A 17804-nucleotide genomic window follows, 5' to 3' on the forward strand; every position below is an offset into this window, starting at 1 on the left:
AGATCTGGCAGCATATTCCAGAGGCTATTCCCTGAGTCAAAAGCGCTGTGTTTCACAAAGAAATACAGGCTTACCGAGATAATGCGCCCCTATGCAGGCGACAACCGTGAGGTTGACGACTTTGCGAGAAGACACGGGGTTTTCGGTTTTAACCCGGCCATGAGGTTAATTTGCCCGCAGCTTTGTCGATAATGTAAAAAAAACGAGTAAGTTAAGATGAAAAGAATGTTGATTAACGCAACTCAGCAGGAAGAGTTGCGTGTTGCCCTTGTAGATGGACAGCGGCTGTACGATCTGGATATTGAAAGCCCTGGCCATGAGCAGAAAAAAGCGAATATTTACAAAGGTAAAATCACTCGTATTGAACCTAGTCTCGAAGCCGCGTTTGTAGATTACGGCGCTGAACGACATGGTTTCCTCCCCCTGAAAGAAATCGCTCGCGAATACTTCCCAAGCAATTACTCCTCTCATGGTCGCCCAAACATCAAAGATGTGCTGCGTGAAGGTCAGGAAGTCATCGTACAGGTTGATAAAGAAGAACGGGGTAATAAAGGCGCCGCCTTGACCACCTTCATCAGCCTGGCTGGTAGCTATCTGGTTCTGATGCCGAACAATCCGCGTGCCGGTGGTATTTCCCGCCGCATCGAAGGTGACGACCGTACCGAACTGAAAGAAGCGCTCTCCTCGCTGCAATTGCCAGACGGCATGGGGCTGATTGTCCGCACCGCTGGCGTTGGCAAATCCGCCGACGCTCTGCAATGGGACCTGTCATTCCGCCTCAAGCATTGGGAAGCGATTAAGAAAGCCGCCGAAGGCCGCCCTGCTCCATTCCTGATCCACCAGGAAAGCAACGTTATCGTGCGTGCATTCCGCGACTACCTGCGCCCGGACATCGGCGAAATCCTGATCGACAACCCGAAGGTACTCGATCTGGCCAAAGAGCACATCGCTGCCCTGGGCCGTCCGGATTTCAGCAGCAAGATCAAATTGTACAGTGGTGAAATTCCGCTGTTCAGCCATTACCAGATCGAATCGCAGATCGAATCCGCGTTCCAACGTGAAGTGCGTCTGCCTTCCGGTGGTTCCATCGTGATCGACACCACCGAAGCCCTGACCGCTATCGACATCAACTCCGCGCGCGCAACCCGCGGTGGCGACATCGAAGAAACCGCATTCAATACCAACCTGGAGGCTGCAGATGAAATTGCTCGTCAATTGCGCCTGCGTGACCTGGGTGGCCTGATCGTTATCGACTTTATCGATATGACCCCGGTTCGCCACCAGCGTGAAGTGGAAAACCGTCTGCGCGATGCCGTCCGCCAGGATCGTGCCCGCATTCAGATTGGCCGTATCTCTCGCTTCGGCCTGCTGGAAATGTCCCGTCAGCGCCTCAGCCCGTCACTGGGTGAATCCAGCCACCACGTGTGCCCGCGTTGTACCGGCACCGGCACCATCCGTGATAACGAATCGCTGGCACTGTCTATTCTACGCCTGATCGAAGAAGAAGCGCTGAAAGAGAACACCAAAGAAGTTCACGCCATCGTACCGGTTCAGGTTGCTTCCTACCTGCTGAACGAAAAACGTGATTCTGTCAGCGCGATCGAGAAGCGCCAGGGTGGCGTGAAAGCGATCATCGTGCCTAACGATCAGATGCAGACTCCGCATTACTCCGTGCTGCGCGTACGCAAGGGTGAAGAAACACCAACCCTGAGCTACCTGCTGCCGAAGCTGCATGAAGAAGAAATGGCCCAGCCGCAGGAAGATGCGCCAATCGAGCGCAAACGCGAGCAACCGGCTCTGGCTTCCTTCTCTCTGGCACAGGATGCTCCACCACCGGAAGAAGAACCTGTGGTTAGCAAGCCTGCTGTTGCCGCCAAAGCGGCAGTTGCACCAACCGCTGCCGCTGAGGCCAAACCAGGTCTGTTAAGCCGCCTGTTCGGTGGCCTGAAGTCACTGTTCGCCGGTGAAGAAACGCCGGTGGTAGAAGCTAAACCGGTTGTAGCCGAGAAAACGGAAGACAGCGACAACCGTCGTCAGGATCGTCGTGGCCAACGCCGCCAGGGTTCTGGCCGTAAAGGTGAACGTGGCGAGCGTAGAGAACGTGGCGAAGGGCGTGACAACCGTGAACGAGGTGATCGTGAGCCACGCGAAAATCGCGAGCCGCGTGAACCACGTGAAAACCGTGACGACCAGCGCCGCAACAACCGCCGTAACGCACAGCAACAGACTGCACCAGTGGCTGCCAACGCCGAAGTGCAGACTGAAGAAGCGGCCAAGGTACAGCGCGAAGATCAGCAACAGCGCCGTGAACAACGTGCCGAGCGTCAACGCCGTCGTCAGGAAGAAAAACGCCAGGCTCCGCAAGACGTCAAAGTGCCAGAAACTGCGGAAGCCGTTGTTGCCAGCCATAGCAATGACGAAGATGAAGACCGTCATCAGCAACCAACGCAGCGTCGTCAACGCCGCCCGCTCGCGCAGAAAGTTCGCGTCCTGTCGGTGGAAGAAGAACTGCATCGCGCCGCTGAAGAACTGTTAGCGCCTAAGGCGCCGGTCGCCAAGGTTGAAGAAAACCAGGCTCCGGTATTGGCTGAGAGCGTTAAACTGTTGCCACAGACCATTGCGGCCCAGTCTGAAGATGACGCGCAAGCTGACAACCGTGGTAACGGTGAAAACGGCATGCCACGTCGCTCTCGTCGTTCTCCACGCCATCTGCGCGTCAGTGGTCAACGTCGTCGTCGCTATCGTGACGAGCGTTATCCGAACCAGTCACCAATGCCGTTGGCCGGGGCGTTTGCCTCACCAGAGATGGCTTCAGGCAAAGTTTGGGTCAGCTATCCTGTGGCACATGCAGCAGCCTACGTTGAACACGAAGAAGCTCAAGCACCAGTGGCTGTTGAAGCTGCACCTGTTCAGCCAGTAGTCAACGAAGCACCAGCCGTAGTTGAAAACGTGGCAGCTCCAGTAGTGGCTGAGGCGGTGGCAACACCGGTAGTTGAAGCCCCTGTAGAAACCGCACCTGTTGAAGCCGTAGCTGACGTTGTCGTTACTGCCGAGACAGCCGCTGTTGTGGGTGAAACCGTTGTCAGTGAAACAACTGCCAATGAGACGGTTGCGGATGAATCGGTGCAAGCTGAGCCGGTTATCGCTGAACCCGTTATGCAAGAGGCTGTAGAACAACCTGTAGCGGAAGCCGTTGTGGCCGCCCCTGCAGAGCCTGCTGTGGCCCCTGTCGAGCCGGAAGTGGTGCCAGCACAGCCAGAGGCTGCTCCAGCTCCTGTGCAAGTGGCCCCAGTGGTTGCACAACCGCAACCGGCGCTCTACAAGCATATCGCTACCGCCCCGATGACCAAAGCGCCTGCGCCGGATTATCAGCCGGAAGCCGCGAAGACCAGCGAGTGGCAGCGCCCTTCCTTCAACTTTGATGGAAAAGGCTCTGCTGGCGGTCATGCAGCGGCAAATCAAGCCACTGCTCCAGCGACCAAACCGCAGCCGGTTAACGACTAAGTTAATCCCTGCCATAAAAAAACCCGCCTAGATGGCGGGTTTTTTTTATCACTAAAATTCAGGCAATTTTTTTGAGTTTTTTAATTTCCAGCGACTCAAGTTTGCCATCAATCTGGCTGACGAAGCGCTTGAAGTGTTCGGTCACATTATGCTTTTCTAAAGCTTCACTGCTGGCCCAACGCTCAAAGAAGACAAAGGAGCCTGACTTATCCATATCCCGGTGCAGATCGTATTGCAAGTTTCCCGTTTCAAGGCGGCTGGCCTCGATGATTTCATGTACCGCATCGATGCTGTCAGGTTTGGCTTGCAATGTAGCAATGACACGTACTTCCATTTAACTCTCCATTTCAACAATATATCCCTCACTAATCTGGCCCGAGGGAACAGATACATCTCAGTTACTATGCCCGCATTAACCCACCGATTTCAACTCGCCTTAACAAATAGATGCATCTGAAACGTTTTCCGCTTATGCTCTCACCCCGGCGTGAACAACCCAAAACCATATCCGTCACCTTTCAAACTGCAGCATTGTTACCTGCACTTAGTCGCCCCGGTCACTTACAAGAAAGTAAGCTCCTGGGGATGAGTAAGTTTATCGTCTCGCAGTGCTGTACAGGGATGTACGAATGCCGCGAGCGCAGGGACGTGCAAGAGCGGTCAACTTGAAATGCATCGGGTAACTTCACATTCACTAAGACTTTTTGACCGCCGGAGCTCTGCACCATGACCGCACAACCCCAAGCCCTGAAAATCCGTCGCCCTGACGACTGGCACATCCATTTGCGTGACGACAACATGCTGAAAACGGTTCTGCCCTATACCAGTCAGGTCTTTGGCCGGGCGATTGTGATGCCGAACCTGGCTCCACCGATCACAACTGTTGCCGCAGCACGTAGCTACCGTGAGCGTATTCTGGCAGCTCTCCCTGCAGAACATAACTTCACGCCGTTGATGACCTGCTATTTGACAGATTCACTGGCTGCGGCGGAGTTGGTCAACGGGTTTGAACAAAGGGTATTCACCGCCGCCAAACTCTATCCCGCCAATGCCACCACCAACTCCAGCCACGGCGTGAGTGATGTGACCGGGATTTATCCCCTGCTTGAGCAGATGCAGAAGATCGGTATGCCGCTGCTGATCCATGGCGAAGTCACCGATGCCAGCGTGGATATCTTCGATCGCGAGGCTCGCTTTATCGACCAGGTGATGGAGCCGGTACGCCGCCAGTTCCCGGAATTGAAAATCGTATTCGAGCATATCACCACCCGGGAAGCCGCTCAGTACGTGCAGGAAGGCAATCGTTTCCTCGGTGCCACCATTACGCCGCAGCACCTGATGTTTAACCGCAACCACATGCTGGCAGGCGGGATCCGGCCACACCTGTTCTGCCTACCGATCCTCAAGCGCAACGTCCATCAGGAAGCGCTGCGCAGCGCCGTCGCCAGCGGTTGTGATCGCTTCTTCCTGGGCACCGACTCGGCACCTCATGCCAAACACCGTAAAGAGTCCAGCTGTGGCTGCGCAGGGGTATTTAACGCCCCGAACGCCATGCCCGCCTACGCCACCGTATTTGAGCAATTAGGCGCACTTGAGCATCTGGAAGCCTTCAGCTCGCTTAATGGCCCGCGTTTCTACGGCTTGCCGGTCAACCAGGACTTTATCACGCTGCAACGCCTGCCGGTGGCCCAGCCAGAGGAGATAACTTTGGGTAATGAAGCCGTGGTGCCCTTCCTCGCCGGTGAGAATATCAACTGGTCGGTGACCCGCTGCTAATTATTTTATTTCTGCTCTTGCCTCCGGCATTAATTTACTGTACAAATATCCAGTATACAGTTCCGGGGGCAATTATGCGTGTTGAAGTCACTATAGATAAAACCAAACCACTGCCGCCGGGGGCTATCGAAGCCCTAACTGGCGAATTCAGTAAACGGGTCAATCGCCAGTTTCCTGACACTACCGTCCAGATCCGTTATGCCGGTGCCAATGGCCTTTCCGTATTAGGCGGTGCCAAAACAGATAAAGACCTGATCGAGGAGATACTCCAGGAAACCTGGGAAAGTGCCGACGATTGGTTCAGTGCAGAATAATTCTGCAATGTAGTTGTTGCCGGGGTCGCTCTCCGGCTTTTTTGTTTCTGCCGTATTACCTCTCCCTGGAGGAAACAGCCCTATGCACACGTTCAACTTCCTCCTGCTTGCAAAGAGTCATATTTGGGGCGCCTCCGCCGTTTACCCAAAGCCCCAGGTATTCACTCCGCTAGCCGATTAATTGCACAAAAAAATATTTATTTGCAATAAACCGCAGGAAAATACCCCATGTCAGATCCTGGATGCGTATACTGTAAAAGCTCACCATGAAGTTGAGACACATTGATCCTCGTTAGTAACTCCAGCTAGTCACTACTTGATAAGGGGTCTTTATGGACAGAAATGATGAAGTAATACAGACACATCCGCTTGTTGGCTGGGATATCAGTACCGTCGATGTTTATGATGCCATGATGATTCGCCTTCATTACCTGTCTTCACTAGACCAAACAGCCGAAGAAGCACAAGTGGATCGGACTCTTTGGCTAACCACAGACGTAGCCCGCCAATTGATCAATATTTTAGAGGCTGGCATCGCCAAGATAGAATCAACGGATTATTTAGACCTTGATCGAAGAAAACATTAACCCATTCACCCTCACCCGCTAAGGCGTCGGCAATTATCCGGCGCCTTTTCTTTTGTATTGGCCCGCATCGGTTCCTGGTGCATTACCGCCGCCAAACTCTTATCATATCCGCCATCAGCGACACATCAAAGAAAGGACATGGCACGTGGAATATGACTTGATCATCGTGGGTAGCGGCTCGGTTGGGGCTGCTGCAGGCTATTATGCAACGGCCGCGGGCCTTAAGGTCTTAATGATCGACAGCGCTTTCCCCCCGCATCGTCAGGGCAGCCACCACGGCGATACCCGCATCATCCGCCATGCCTACGGCGAGGGCGAAAAATATGTGCCGTTTCTGTTGCGTGCTCAGGCACTGTGGAACGGATTAGAGCAGAAAAGCGGCGACAAGCTGTTTCATCCCTGTGGCGTGCTCACACTGGGGCCTCAGAATAGTGAATTTGTCACCACGGCACAGCGCAGTGCCAAAAACTTTAACCTCAATACCCAGTTACTGAGCGCCGAACAGATCCAACAGCGTTGGCGAGAATTTACTGCACCAGCGGGTTATGTCGGCCTGTTCGAACCGGATGCGGGAATACTGCGTTCGGAACTGATCGTTGCCAGCTACGTCAAATTGGCCAGAGAAGCGGGATGCGCCCAACTGTTTAATTGCCCAGTAACCGCCATCGAGCCAATCGAGCAAGGGGTTGAGGTCATTACTCCAGAGGGGCGCTACCAGGGGCGTAAAGCCGTGGTCTGTGCGGGAACCTGGGTCAAAAATCTGTTACCGCAGCTCCCTATTTCACCGGTGCGTAAAGTGTTTTCCTGGTATCAGGCCGATGGACGTTACAGCGAAAACAACCGCTTTCCTGCTTTCACCGTCGAAGCGCAAGACGGCTGCCACTACTACGGATTCCCGTCCGAGAATGACGGCTTAAAGGTCGGTAAACACGATGGCGGACAACCCATAGAGACAGCAGAGCAGCGTAAGCCGTTCGGCTCCCTGGCCAGCGACGGTACTGAAGTATTCGGTTTTTTGCGCCACTTCCTGCCGGGGCTTGGCGTCTGTTTGCACGGGGAAGCCTGCAGCTATGATATGAGCCCGGATGAAGACTTTATCATTGACACCCTGCCAGACTGCCAACGGCTGATGGTGATCACCGGCCTGAGTGGCCACGGCTTTAAGTTTGCCAGCGTACTGGGTGAAATCGCCGCGCTGTTTGCGCAGGATAAGCCTTCATCCCTGGACATCACTCCCTTCAGCCTGCAGCGTTTCTAACCATTCAATCCCCTGTTCGCACCGTTCAGTCCAGCGACAGGGGAAACCCTCAGCGATAAGAACCCGTCAATGCAATGATATTTATGAAAAAATTTCCTATGAACGGAAATATCTTCCTATAGCCACTGGATTTCCGAATTGATCCCACAACCGGGTAAGGCCTATTTTACATAATTAGGCTCTAGCCTGTTTTTGTATCTTCAACAAGGACGTCACTATGAAGCTACTCGTTGTGGACGAATGCTGTTTCACTCGTGTTGGGATCGCCAACCACTTTACTGACAACGCGTTTGCATCAGTAAAGTGCTGCCCAGACATCGATACCGCACTCCCTCTTCTGGCCAGTTTCAAACCCAGCCATATTTTGGTGAATCTGACCAACTACTGCCGCTACACGACAGATAATCAGTTACTTTCAGCGTTTTTCACGGCGGCCCAGCGTACAACTGTACATATTTACCTGGATGTTCCTTATCCTTACAGTGAAAGCCCGCTGCGCATCACCAGCAATACCTTTTTATTCAGCAAAGCCGTGTTATCCAATGCGCTAAAAACGCTAAGTAAAAGCCCGAGTGTGCTAATGAAGGATCAAGAGGCTCATTCACTTTTCAGCCCGCAAGAATTGACGGTAATGCGCTATTGGATGTCCGAGATGCCGAATTATCGCATCGCCAAGAAATTACACATCAGCTCCCATACGGTGTATGTACATAAACGCCATATCACCGAGAAAATCAACGTGCGTAACCGGCTGGAATTTTATTCGCTGTATAACATACTGCGCTATTTCTATCCGCCAGAACCCACCTTTAACACTGTAGGTTCGGCTTCTTTAGAACTGCGGGCCGCTATGTAAGCCTCACTTCGGCGTCATTTCCTCTATCTGACGCCCATCACCGAGGATCATGGCCACCTTGCGACCTCCATCCATAGTTTCCAACGTGATGCGCGCAATAATGGTCAAGGGGACCGAAAGCAACATCCCCACGGGCCCCATCAGCCAGCCCCAGAAGATCAGGGAAAGGAACACCACCAGCGTAGAAAGCCCCAGCCCACGGCCCATGATCCGCGGTTCCAGAATATTACCGATGATCAGGTTGATCAGAATATAGCCCGCAGCCACCACGGCCGCATCGGCAAAGCCGTTAAACAGCAAAGCCTGGATCAGCGGCGGAATAGCGGCAATGATCGAGCCAATATTGGGTACATAGTTGAACATGAACGCCATCATGCCCCAGATAAAGGCAAAGCGAACGCCAACCCAGCTCAGGAAACCCCAGACGATCAGGCCAGTTGCCAGGCTGATGGCGGTCTTGATCACCAAATAGTGCGTGACCCCTTGCAAGGCTCGGCGGATAGTGGCCATCCCTTCGGTAGGATTTTCCAACGCCTGCTGCAGCTTGAAGGGCAATACCTTCACCTCAAACAGCATAAAGACCACCGTCATTAACAACAGGAAGATGCTGGTCATCGCCCCGGAAAGGTGTCCCAGCAGGCGGGTCACCAGGTTCATGGTGGCACCAGGATCGACGTATTTGACCACCGCATCTGCCGAGAAGGTAATATCCAGATTGAAGCGTTGCGCCTGGTATTGCAGTTCGCTCAGCTTCTCCAGCATCATGCCCCGATACTGTGGTAATGAGCGAGCAAACTCATTTAATGAAGAACCCAGCATGCCAACAAGGGTCAGTAACAGCACGACAATGGCGATCACCAACAGCATCACGCCCAGCCCTCTGGGCACGCGAAAACGTTCCAGTAGCAGTACCAGCGGGTTTAACACGATGGCTAAGAACACCGCCAGCAGGAACGGCACCACGATATCTGCTGCCGCCTTTATGCCTGCCAGGATCACCACCAGCATGGCCAGCATCATGATCAAACGTAGCTTGCGGTCATTGAACTCGGGTATGCCCATGAAATTTCCTTGTATGATACAGGCCCGCCAGAGCCATTGATAAATACATGTTAGCAAATTATTTCTCGCTGTCGCAGGCATATTACCCTCAAGTTGCTGAAGGAATTAAATTAATCCTGGTTAACAAGGCGCACAAATAATCACCCGTAGTCGTTATTCAGTTATTTTCCAGGGATCTTCTGGTTATTTACTAAAAATGACAAAAACTGACAATAAGGAATAAAGCCGATAAATTTCAATTGGCCAGCTTCTCCCCAATACCGCCAAAAAAACACCCTCTCCAACGATTCCTTTGACCAACTTGCCACAACTCAAACAAATCTACTGATTAATATTTTTATGCAGTAACATAGTTAAATTTATTATTGCTTTATGTTTCTTAAAGTTTAAATATTGCTACTAGTAAATGAGTTTTGTAAGGAAAACGGATGCTCTGGAAAAATACCGCTGACCGCTTTGGTCACATTTCTGTACTGATCCACTGGTTAGTGGCGTTGGTCGTGTACGGCATGTTCGCCCTCGGCTTATGGATGGTGACACTGGGTTATTATGACGTTTGGTATCACCAGGCACCGGAGATCCACAAAAGTATTGGTACGTTGCTGTTTATCGTAATGGTGGTGCGAGTGGTTTGGCGTTTTATCTCGCCGCCGCCCAAGCCTCTGGCCAGTTACAGCCGTCTTACGCATATCAGTGCCGTGCTTGCCCATATCGCACTTTACACCCTGCTGTTCGCCATCCTGATCAGCGGCTACCTGATTTCTACCGCCGATGGTCAGGCAATCAGCGTGTTTGGCTGGTTTGACGTACCGGCCACCGTGACCGGTTTGCCACAGCAAGCCGATACCGCCGGGACTATCCATCTTTATCTGGCTTGGGCCGTCGTCGTGCTTTCGGTACTGCACGCCCTGGCTGCGCTTAAACATCACTTTATTGATGGTGATGTTACTTTAAAACGGATGCTGGGCCGCAGCACCGATTAACCCTTTGGATTTATGGAGTTATTGCTATGTTGAAGAAAACCGTATTAGGCCTGGCCGCAGGCGCCCTGCTGTTAAACGCCGGTTCCGCACTGGCTGCCAATTACAAAATCGACAAACAAGGCCAGCACGCCTTTATCGAATTCCGCATCCAGCACCTGGGTTACAGCTGGATTTATGGCTCTTTCAAAGATTTTGACGGTGGCTTTACCTTCGATGAAAAAGACCCGGCTAACGATAAAGTCAACGTAACCATCAACACCGCCAGCGTAGACACCAACCATGCCGAGCGTGATAAACACCTGCGCAGCGCCGAGTTCTTGAACGTCGAAAAGAACAAACAGGCTACCTTTACCTCTACCGAAGTGAAGAAAGATGGTGAAGGTTATGCGGTAATCGGCAACCTGACGTTGAACGGCGTTACCAAGCCGGTTACGCTGGCAGCCAAACTGGTCGGCGAAGGTAAAGATCCTTGGGGCGGTTACCGCGCCGGTTTCGAAGCCAACGGTAAAATCAAGCTGAAAGACTTTGGCATCACCACCGATCTCGGCCCGGCTTCACAGGAAGTTGAGCTGATCATCTCGGTCGAAGGCGTTCGCGAGAAGTAATACATTCTTTATACAACAAGGGCGCTGAACTTCAGCGCCCCATCTCTATCCTGCGTGCATCACCCTATTCTTTCGGTTCAGGGATATGCATGGTGGTTTGCAACAGCCCTTTCGACTTATTAAAGATTTTTACGCCATTCTCGCGGCCAGCCCGGCGGGCTCGCTGCTCCTCTCGCGGTAACTTCAGCTCTTCACGGCAAGTCTCGCTGCAACAGCTGGCAAACTTCTCGGCACAGCTTGGGCACTGGATAAACAGCAAATGGCAACCGTCGTTCAGGCAGTTGGTATGAGTATCACAAGGCGCACCGCACTGATGGCAGTTGGCGATCACGTCTTCTGAGATACGTTCTCCCATGCGCTCGTCAAACACAAAGTTCTTGCCGATGAACTTCAATGGCAACCCTTGTGCCTTCGCCTGGCGGGCATATTCGATAATACCACCTTCCACGTGATAGACGTTTTTGAAGCCATTGTGCAGCATATAGGCGCTGGCTTTCTCACAACGGATCCCACCGGTACAGTACATGACGATATTCTTGTCTTTCTGCTCCTGTAACATCTCTACCGCCATAGGTAGCTGATCGCGGAACGTGTCAGAAGGCACTTCTATCGCCTTCTCAAAGTGCCCGACCTCGTACTCATAATGGTTGCGCATATCAACGAACACCGTATTCGGATCGTCGATCATCTGGTTAACGCGATCGGCCTGCAAGTACTCGCCCACGTTAGCAGGGTTGAAAGTCTCATCTTCAATCCCGTCGGCCACAATACGTTCACGCACTTTCAGGCGCAGTACCCAGAAGGATTTGCCATCGTCTTCCAGCGCAATATTCAGGCGTACCTGATCCAGAGCCGGGTGCGAAGCAAAAAGCACGGTTTTGAACGCGTCAAAGTGACTCTGTGGCACGCTGATCTGCGCGTTGATCCCCTCTTTGGCCACGTAGATACGGCCAAACACCTTCAGTTTATCGAACTGAATATACAGGCTATCGCGAAATGCCTTGGGATCGTCGATGGTGAAATATTTATAAAAAGAAACTGTGGTGCGTGGCTCGGTTTCGGCCAGCATACGCGCCTTCAGTTCCTCATTAGAAATTCGGTTATGTAACACTGGCATGGTGTACTTTCCTGTCTTTCGGGAGGTGACTGATTGAGTGCCCACGGGCCGTTAGCCCGTGCGCGGCGCACATAATACCCGAAAATAGACTGCAACACAGCATTAACCCAGCAGCAATGATTTCCGCACAAAGCTTGACGTTATTCGCAAATACCGATAAGCCTAGTGCAAGTCAACCCACCCATTTTGACGGACCATGAGGAAATTATGAGCCAGCTGTTTACTCCGATCACCCTGGGGCTACTGCGGTTGCCTAACCGTATTATCATCGCCCCCATGTGCCAGTACTCTGCCGACAACGGCAAAGCCACCGAATGGCATACGATGCACCTTGGCCATCTGGCCCTTTCCGGGGCGGGTTTGCTGATTGTGGAAGCCACTGCGGTTTCACCGGAAGGGCGTATTTCCCTGGGAGATCTAGGCCTGTGGGACGACGCCACCGAACAGGCTCTTGGCGACGTGGTTCAGGCAGTAAAAAAACACGCCACTATACCTTTGGGGATCCAACTGGGGCATGCTGGCCGCAAAGCTTCTTGCGCCCTTCCCTGGCAAGGCGGTGCACAACTGGCCAAGAGCGAGGGCGGCTGGCAAACGCTATCTGCCTCTACCCAGCCCTTTAATCCTTTGGATGAAGCTCCACAGGCCATGAGCCTGGAGCAAATTGAGCAGTTGAAGGCACAGTTTGTCGCAGCAGCACGGCGCGCCGACCGTCTCGGCTTCGAGCTGATCGAACTACACGGGGCGCATGGTTACCTGTTACACCAGTTCCTTTCGCCACTGGCCAATCAACGCACCGATCACTACGGCGGATGCCTGCAAAATCGTATGCGATTGTTGCTGGAGATTTTCAGCGAGGTACGGGCAGTGTTCCCGGCCAACAAAGCGCTTGGCGTGCGGATCTCCGCCAGCGACTGGGTTGATGGGGGCTGGGATGAGCAGCAGTCCGTTGAGCTGACCAGTGCTTTAAAAGAATTGGGCTGCGATTATATTCATATTTCCAGCGGCGGCCTGTCACCGCAGCAAAAAATCCCGGTGGGGCCGAACTACCAGGTGCCATTTGCCGAAACCATCAAACATAAAGTGGGGATGCCAACCATCGCCGTAGGATTAATCACCGAGCCGGAACAGGCAGAAGCGATCGTTGCCACCGGTCAGGCCGATATGGTCGCGCTAGCGCGCGGTATTCTCTATAACCCCCGTTGGCCATGGCATGCGGCTGCAAAACTGGGTGCCCAAGTGCAGGCTCCGCCACAGTATTGGCGCTCAGAACCCCACAGGGTAAAAGGGTTGTTCAAAGACCATTAACAGAACCTCAAGCGGGTGTTTAGCGCCCGCTTGACCATTCCGTAGCCCCAGAAATAACTGCCCCCGCCAGCAACCCGGTTCCCGCTACGGCCAGCAAAGGGTTGTACTGCAAATACGCCCCCAGGCAACCAAGCACCCCACCGATCACCAGCAGTCCGGCACTTAACCATGACGCCAACATAGTTACCTCCTGAATCAATAAGCGAATAAAATTCGGTCTAATTAATAGGTCCATTCTTACTGCGCCTGGCGAAAAAACCAGCAGCCGCACCTTATTTTGGCCCAAAAATGGTGTTTTAATGCGGTGAGTTTTCCCGTTACAAAAGAAAAATGTCACAATACGCTATTATAAACGGCAGAAAACCATCGCATAGACCGAGTCGTTCGAGCAAGCTGTTGTCAGCAAAAAATGCTGACAACGCCCCGTAACACGACATATGGCAATTCGCCGTGTCTATGCATTTGATCTGTTATTACTGTTAAATGACTGCTTCTAAGCTGAGAACCCATGACGCAAGTTCCTTCTTTCAATCGATCTTTACTGCATCCGCGCTACTGGCTCACCTGGTTTGGCATCGGCTTACTTTACCTGTTAGTTCTGCTGCCGTACCCGATTATTTATCGCTTGGGGACTGGGTTAGGTCGATTTTCAATGCGTTTCCTCAAACGCCGGCTAGCAATAACTGAACGTAACCTGGAACTTTGCTTTCCAGATATGCCAAAAGCCGAACGTGATGCGTTGATTGCCAAGAACTTCGAATCCGTCGGGATGGGGCTGTTTGAAACCGGCATGGCCTGGTTCTGGCCTAATTGGCGCATTGAGCGCTGGTTCACCGTCAGTGGCCTAGAGCACATTCAAAAGGCACGGGACAATCATCAAGGGGTGCTGTTGATTGGCCTGCACTTCCTTACGCTGGAATTGGGTGCTCGTATCTTTGGTATCCACAATCCGGGTATCGGCGTCTATCGTCCACACGATAACAAGCTGATGGACTGGCTACAGACCTGGGGCCGTATGCGCTCGAACAAATCCATGCTGGATCGTAAAGACGTCAAGGGAATGATCCGCGCCTTGAAACAGGGTGAGATCATCTGGTACGCACCGGATCATGATTACGGCCCGCGCAGCAGCGTGTTTGCCCCGCTGTTTGCGGTGGAAAAAGCGGCGACCACCACCGGCAGCTATGTGCTGGTACGCATGGGGAAAGCGGCGATCATTCCCTTTACGCCGCGCCGCCTGCCAGAAGGCAAAGGGTACGAACTCATCATGCAGCCTGCGGTGGAAAACTTCCCTCTGGATAACGAAGTCGAGGCCGCAGCCTTTATGAACAAGGTGGTAGAAAAAGAGATCCTGATGGCACCGGATCAATATATGTGGCTGCACCGCCGCTTCAAGACCCGCCCGGAAGGTGAACCTTCGCTCTATTAATCACTACGGGCCAGCGATGTCCCACATGATATGATCACTTTATCCAGCTACAGGAGCTTCTATGTATATCGTCAGCCTGACCTATCACCGCCCGATTGAAGAAGTTGAAAGCCATCTCGAAGGGCATATCGCGTGGCTGAAACACTATTTTCAAGCCGGCAGTTTTATTGCCTCTGGCCGTAAGAACCCACGTACTGGCGGTGTGATCCTGGTAAAAGACATGGAGCGCACCAAGCTGGATGCCATCCTGGCAGAGGATCCCTTCGTCGCCGTGGCCAATTATGAGGTGACCGATGTCGCTCTCACCACCACCGGTGCCGGATTCGAAGCCTTGGTCGGTGTCTGAAATACCCCGCTCCCGCGTTATCCGGCGCGGGAATAATTGCCATTCCAATTTTTAAAACTTTATTTCATTTCACGCAAAATCACACAACTGCTCAATTGATAACCTGCGTTATTAAGCGCATACTTACCAAGCTAACTTTTTACCTTGCGCGAGCGCAAGGCACCTCTTCCCCGCACGGAAACCTATGGCCCCGGTAGCAGAACCTATCAATTGGCAACGTAACCTGTTCATCACTTGGCTTGGCTGCTTTCTTACCGGTGCGGCTTTATTCCCAACGCCAATGCGCTGATTGCTACCCAGGTGCCACGCCATCGCAGCGGTTGGGCGCTGGGCACTCTCTCGACCGGCGGCATCAGTGGTGCCCTGATTGGCGGCTTGCTGGCTGACCAGTATGGCTTGCGCCCCGTGTTCTTTATTACCGCCACGGTGCTGTTTATCTGCTTCCTGTTGACGCTGTTCTGCGTGCGGGAACAGTTCACCCCGGTGCAGAAAAAAGACATGCTGCATGCGCGCCAGGTATTTACCTCTCTCAAAAGCCCCAAACTGATCCTCAGCCTGTTTGTCACCACCATGATCATCCAGATAGCCACTGGCTCGATTGCTCCAATCCTGACGCAAGAGTAATAGCGCCATTTATCGCCAGTTGTTCTGATAAATATTGACCAAGCCCCATTTCCCTTACTTTTATTATTGTTATCACCCCGCGACGACGCGCCCCCAACGCCTAAGAATAATATTATTAACATATTGTTTTTAGGTGAAAAAATTATATTTAGAGCAATAAACAACCTGTCAATGAAAATAATGCCACAGCCAACATAAAAACCAATAAAGTAGATGTTTGTCGACTTTTCGTCTAAAAAATGGGATACAGGTACTAGACAAAACCACCATTCAGTTATCAAATGGTTAAATAATATCACGCCAGAAGTAAAATTCTGACCAAGTGAATAAAATGGCCTGCGGGTATTTCAAGCTTAATAGGCGCTGCGGCTGAGGTTTTGTCAGGTAATCCGCATCAGCAGGATTTCCTCGCTTACAGACACAGACATACCACAGTATCTGCTGCCATCGCGCAGCACATTATATTGGGAAGACTTTATGCAATCCTCTGTTAATCAGAAAGAAAGCCGGACGTTCCTCGGCCATCCATATCCTCTCGGCTCGCTGTTCTTCACTGAAATGTGGGAGCGCTTCTCGTTTTATGGCATTCGCCCGTTATTGATCCTGTTTATGGCCGCTACGGTTTATGACGGCGGGATGGGGCTAGCGCGCGAAAACGCTTCGGCAATCGTCGGTATCTTTGCTGGCAGTATGTACCTGGCGGCTCTGCCGGGTGGCTGGTTAGCCGATAACTGGCTCGGCCAGCAAAAAGCCGTTTGGTATGGTTCGATCCTGATCGCTCTGGGCCACCTGTCGATTGCCCTGTCCGCTTTTTTGGGCAACGACCTGTTCTTCGTCGGCCTGATGTTTATCGTGCTCGGCTCTGGCCTGTTCAAAACCTGTATTTCAGTGATGGTCGGTACCCTGTACAAAAAAGGCGATGCGCGCCGTGACGGTGGCTTCTCGCTGTTCTATATGGGCATCAACATGGGCTCCTTTATTGCCCCGCTGATTTCCGGCTGGCTGATCCGTTCACACGGTTGGCACTGGGGCTTCGGCATCGGTGGTATCGGGATGTTGGTGGCCTTGGTAATTTTCCGGGTGTTCGCCGTACCGGCCATGAAGCGCTATGACAGCGAAGTGGGCCTGGACTCAACCTGGAATAGCCCGGTTGCCAAGAAAAATGGCGTGGGTGCCTGGCTGATTGCGCTAGCCGTGGGCGTTGCCGCGATCGTGATTATGATCTCTCAAGGCATTATCGTGATTAACCCGGTCGCCGTTGCCAGTATGCTGGTTTACGTCATCGCCGCCTCGGTCACGCTGTACTTTATCTACCTGTTCTTCTTTGCCGGCCTGAGCCGCAAAGAACGTGCGCGTCTGCTGGTCTGTTTTATCCTGCTGATTTCTGCCGCCTTCTTCTGGTCGGCCTTCGAACAGAAACCAACCTCGTTCAACCTGTTCGCTAACGACTACACCAACCGCATGATCGGCGACTTCGAGATCCCGGCGGTATGGTTCCAATCGATTAACGCACTGTTCATTATCCTGTTGGCGCCAATCTTCAGTTGGGCCTGGCCGGCTCTGGCTCGTAACAAAATCCGCCTGAGCAGCATCACCAAATTCGTGATCGGTATTCTGTTTGCCGCCGCAGGCTTTGGCCTGATGATGCTGGCCGCACAACAAGTGTTGGCTAATGGCGGCGCTGGCGTGTCACCGATGTGGCTGGTGGGCAGTATCCTGATGCTGACGCTGGGTGAACTTTGCCTGAGCCCGATTGGCCTGGCAACCATGACACTGTTGGCACCGGATAGAATGCGTGGCCAGATGATGGGCCTGTGGTTCTGTGCCAGCGCGCTGGGCAACCTTGCCGCCGGCTTGATCGGTGGCCACGTGAAAGCGGATCAGTTGGACATGCTGCCAACTCTGTTCGCCCGCTGCTCTATTGCGCTGGTGATCTGTGCCGCCGTGCTTATCCTGCTGATCGTCCCGATCCGCCGCATGCTGGAAAACACCCAGGGTAAAAGCGGTGACAAACCGGTCACGCACGCCTGATAGACAC

General features: G+C 52.7%; 16 protein-coding genes and 1 pseudogene. 13 read left to right on the top strand and 4 right to left on the bottom strand.

Annotated elements, in window-relative coordinates:
- Positions 1-216 precede the first annotated feature (216 nt).
- On the top strand, positions 217-3504 hold the full coding sequence (gene rne / locus KAJ71_RS11085) for a ribonuclease E (RefSeq protein ID WP_248945773.1): 3288 nt from the start codon (positions 217-219) through the stop codon (positions 3502-3504).
- 58 nt (positions 3505-3562) lie between these two features.
- Here rne and KAJ71_RS11090 read toward each other — a convergent pair whose 3' ends face one another.
- Positions 3563-3838 (bottom strand): putative quinol monooxygenase, encoded by a 276-nt coding sequence (locus KAJ71_RS11090; protein WP_248945775.1) that lies wholly within the window; start codon positions 3836-3838, stop codon positions 3563-3565.
- 392 nt (positions 3839-4230) lie between these two features.
- On the opposite strand from KAJ71_RS11090, the gene pyrC reads away from it, so the two are divergent.
- From pyrC to KAJ71_RS11115, 5 genes are all read left to right on the top strand, one after another.
- Positions 4231-5280: a dihydroorotase gene (pyrC, locus tag KAJ71_RS11095; protein WP_248945776.1), complete on the top strand. Its 1050-nt coding sequence runs from the start codon at positions 4231-4233 to the stop codon at positions 5278-5280.
- Positions 5281-5354: 74 nt separating this feature from the next.
- Positions 5355-5594 (top strand): DNA damage-inducible protein I, encoded by a 240-nt coding sequence (dinI, locus tag KAJ71_RS11100; RefSeq protein ID WP_025123282.1) that lies wholly within the window; start codon positions 5355-5357, stop codon positions 5592-5594.
- Positions 5595-5926: 332 nt separating this feature from the next.
- Positions 5927-6181, top strand: coding sequence for a biofilm formation regulator BssS (bssS, locus tag KAJ71_RS11105; protein ID WP_024485935.1), 255 nt, complete (start codon positions 5927-5929; stop codon positions 6179-6181).
- Positions 6182-6326: 145 nt separating this feature from the next.
- On the top strand, positions 6327-7439 hold the full coding sequence (gene solA / locus KAJ71_RS11110; protein ID WP_248945777.1) for an N-methyl-L-tryptophan oxidase: 1113 nt from the start codon (positions 6327-6329) through the stop codon (positions 7437-7439).
- 217 nt (positions 7440-7656) lie between these two features.
- On the top strand, positions 7657-8295 hold the full coding sequence (locus KAJ71_RS11115; protein ID WP_248945779.1) for a helix-turn-helix transcriptional regulator: 639 nt from the start codon (positions 7657-7659) through the stop codon (positions 8293-8295).
- Between the two features lie 3 nt (positions 8296-8298).
- On the opposite strand, the gene KAJ71_RS11120 is transcribed toward KAJ71_RS11115, so the two are convergent.
- A complete protein-coding gene (locus tag KAJ71_RS11120) occupies positions 8299-9357 on the bottom strand; it encodes an AI-2E family transporter (protein WP_248945781.1) in 1059 nt (352 codons plus the stop codon).
- A gap of 428 nt (positions 9358-9785) precedes the next feature.
- On the opposite strand from KAJ71_RS11120, the gene KAJ71_RS11125 reads away from it, so the two are divergent.
- Both KAJ71_RS11125 and KAJ71_RS11130 read left to right on the top strand, forming a co-directional pair.
- Positions 9786-10340: a cytochrome b gene (locus KAJ71_RS11125; protein WP_248945782.1), complete on the top strand. Its 555-nt coding sequence runs from the start codon at positions 9786-9788 to the stop codon at positions 10338-10340.
- A gap of 26 nt (positions 10341-10366) precedes the next feature.
- Positions 10367-10945: a YceI family protein gene (locus tag KAJ71_RS11130; RefSeq protein WP_248945784.1), complete on the top strand. Its 579-nt coding sequence runs from the start codon at positions 10367-10369 to the stop codon at positions 10943-10945.
- A gap of 64 nt (positions 10946-11009) precedes the next feature.
- Here the strand turns inward: KAJ71_RS11130 and trhO are convergent, their stop codons facing one another.
- Positions 11010-12062: an oxygen-dependent tRNA uridine(34) hydroxylase TrhO gene (gene trhO / locus KAJ71_RS11135; RefSeq protein ID WP_248945786.1), complete on the bottom strand. Its 1053-nt coding sequence runs from the start codon at positions 12060-12062 to the stop codon at positions 11010-11012.
- 207 nt (positions 12063-12269) lie between these two features.
- On the opposite strand from trhO, the gene KAJ71_RS11140 reads away from it, so the two are divergent.
- The gene (locus tag KAJ71_RS11140; RefSeq protein WP_248945788.1) at positions 12270-13367 is read left to right on the top strand and encodes an NADH:flavin oxidoreductase/NADH oxidase; all 1098 of its coding nucleotides are present in this window, start codon (positions 12270-12272) and stop codon (positions 13365-13367) included.
- 19 nt (positions 13368-13386) lie between these two features.
- Here the strand turns inward: KAJ71_RS11140 and KAJ71_RS11145 are convergent, their stop codons facing one another.
- Complete coding sequence (locus KAJ71_RS11145; RefSeq protein ID WP_248945789.1) at positions 13387-13548, bottom strand: histidine kinase; 162 nt, start codon at positions 13546-13548, stop codon at positions 13387-13389.
- Positions 13549-13875: 327 nt separating this feature from the next.
- Here KAJ71_RS11145 and KAJ71_RS11150 point away from each other — a divergent pair, with 327 nt between their 5' ends.
- The 4 genes and pseudogenes from KAJ71_RS11150 to KAJ71_RS11165 all read left to right on the top strand — a co-directional run bounded on the left by KAJ71_RS11150 (position 13876) and on the right by KAJ71_RS11165 (position 17797).
- The gene (locus KAJ71_RS11150; RefSeq protein ID WP_248945791.1) at positions 13876-14796 is read left to right on the top strand and encodes a Kdo(2)-lipid IV(A) acyltransferase; all 921 of its coding nucleotides are present in this window, start codon (positions 13876-13878) and stop codon (positions 14794-14796) included.
- A 61-nt stretch (positions 14797-14857) separates the two neighbouring features.
- Positions 14858-15142 (top strand): YciI family protein, encoded by a 285-nt coding sequence (locus KAJ71_RS11155; protein ID WP_248945793.1) that lies wholly within the window; start codon positions 14858-14860, stop codon positions 15140-15142.
- Between the two features lie 261 nt (positions 15143-15403).
- Positions 15404-15757, top strand: a pseudogene (locus tag KAJ71_RS11160) (MFS transporter); the annotation flags it as partial.
- A 486-nt stretch (positions 15758-16243) separates the two neighbouring features.
- Positions 16244-17797, top strand: coding sequence for a peptide MFS transporter (locus KAJ71_RS11165; protein ID WP_248945794.1), 1554 nt, complete (start codon positions 16244-16246; stop codon positions 17795-17797).
- The last annotated feature ends 7 nt before the right edge of the window (positions 17798-17804 follow it).

Source organism: Serratia silvae (assembly GCF_023282985.1).
GTDB lineage: Bacteria > Pseudomonadota > Gammaproteobacteria > Enterobacterales > Enterobacteriaceae > Chania > Chania silvae.